At 33.2% G+C, this 1,924-nt stretch carries 1 protein-coding gene, 1 tRNA gene and 1 pseudogene; 2 read left to right on the top strand and 1 reads right to left on the bottom strand.

The features are described 5' to 3' along the window. Positions 1-1,091 (top strand): TRIC cation channel family protein (locus Megvenef_RS09245; protein WP_322777632.1); only part of this gene is annotated, 1,091 nt, incomplete at its 5' end. Between the two features lie 54 nt (positions 1,092-1,145). On the opposite strand, the gene Megvenef_RS09240 is transcribed toward Megvenef_RS09245, so the two are convergent. Then, a tRNA-Ser gene (locus Megvenef_RS09240) sits at positions 1,146-1,235 on the bottom strand. 367 nt (positions 1,236-1,602) lie between these two features. Here Megvenef_RS09240 and Megvenef_RS09235 point away from each other — a divergent pair. Beyond that, positions 1,603-1,924, top strand: a pseudogene (locus tag Megvenef_RS09235) (VUT family protein); the annotation flags it as partial.

Here is a 1,924-nt window from a genome sequence, read left to right as displayed (position 1 = left end):
GCTTTATATATGCAGATCCGCAAATAAATCTCTTCATAAATGACCAGACAACTCAGGACATAATAAAAAAATATCCAAATGATATAGAAGCATTAAATGCCTTGATAAAGGGTGAGATAGATGGATTTATTTCTGACCGAGTTGTAGGAGCTGCAGCAATTTTAAATAATAAAACAAATAGTGCTGTTAAAGAGGTTCAGCTTAATGTAAAAACACCAATTCATTTGATGTTTAGTAAGAAAACAGTACCTCTTGAGTTAGTAGATAAATTCAATCAAGAAATAAAGAAATTTAGTACTAGTGACGAATTTAAAAATATTGCTAAAACTTATCTTTATCCAGTGTTACTTCTACAAACTATAGATTCTCAGTGGTTTTACCTTATTGGTGTAATAGGCACGTTAGCATTTGCTATTTCTGGTATTGCTATTGCTGCTAAAGATAACGCCACTTTATTTGGTACATTTTTGTTTGCAATGCTTCCTTCAGCTGGAGGAGGAATAATGCGTGATATATTAATTAATAGAGATGAAGTCGGAATATTTTTAACTCCGTCATATATGTATTATATTATTATAGTGGTGCTTGTTGGGTTTTTTGCAATAAGACTTCTTGAGTATTATAACAAAAGGGCAAATGAAGATGACCAGATAACTCGTTTTTGGGATAATGTCCTTGTTCTTGGAGACGCTTTAGGCCAAGCTGCTTTTATAGTTACAGGTGTTTGTATTGTAATTATGGCAAGAATTGAACCAATAGAATTGTGGGGTCCGTTTTTTGCTTTTTTAACAGCAAATGGTGGAGGAATGTTAAGAGATTTATTACGCAAAAAGCACTATATAATTTGCTTAAACGGTGCAATTAATGCAGAGGTTTCGATCGTCTGGGGTTTAATATTCAGCATATATCTTGATATAAATTCTCATCATCCTGATCCACATTCTATTAGGAATGTCGTGATTGTAGTTGCTGTTGGTGCCTTCCTTACTAGGATGGCAGCATATTACCTGAAAATACCAAATCTAAAATTTAGATCAGAACCAGAAACTAGAAAAACAACAGAAGCTCTTGATGAAACAAGCGAAAAGTAACAACGCATAAAATACTAATATCAATTATTGCAATTCCAGACAGCGAAAGACAAATGGAGGAGAGGAAGGGATTCGAACCCTCGACACGATTGCTCGTGAACACGCTTTCCAGGCGGGCGCCTTAAACCGCTCGGCCACCTCTCCTTAAATGATTGTCATTTGGTGCTTTGTTACTCATCGCGTACTTATTTATTAAGTTACGATCGATGTGCAGCACTACAAATATTCCTGAATTTACTATAGAGCAAATTCTCTACATAACTTTATGATCATAGCCGACTTATTTCCGGTATCTGGCAATGGAAGAAGACCATGAGCTAAGCTCAGGATGACCGATAGTTGTAGTATGAAAGCCAGATACTATATCAAAACTATACCAAGATCAAGTCGCAATTAGAGAGAGCATTTTATGCTCAATTCTTATAAGAATATTCTTGCGTATTTTGATATTTCTATCTATTTATAAATTGTCAGCTATAAATTAGTTTTATATATTAAAGGAGGAATCATTATGAATGGAATTCTAAATAATCTAAGTGGCAGAAGTAATAAATTCTATTTATCGCTTACTGCTATATCACTTATATTTACTTTATTACTTAATTTTTACGCCAAAATATCTGAATGTTCTTTGATATTTACTTTTTTGGCGTTAACGCTAAATGTAATATTATCATTACATGGTACTAAAAAGGCTATGAAAAGCATAATATTATCAGTAAGTATAAGCTTTGCTTTGCTGTGGAATTTGAAATATTACATTCATGGTGAACTTATTAGTGGCCTTGTTTTTGCTTCTTTATTATCAGTATTAGCGTCTTCTTATATTGGTT

It is taken from the genome of Candidatus Megaera venefica (assembly GCF_034554655.1).
In the GTDB taxonomy this organism is placed as follows: Bacteria; Pseudomonadota; Alphaproteobacteria; order Rickettsiales; family Rickettsiaceae; genus Megaera_A; species Megaera_A venefica.
Note: the sequence above shows the minus strand (reverse complement) of the source record. Positions and strands in the feature narration are given on the sequence as shown.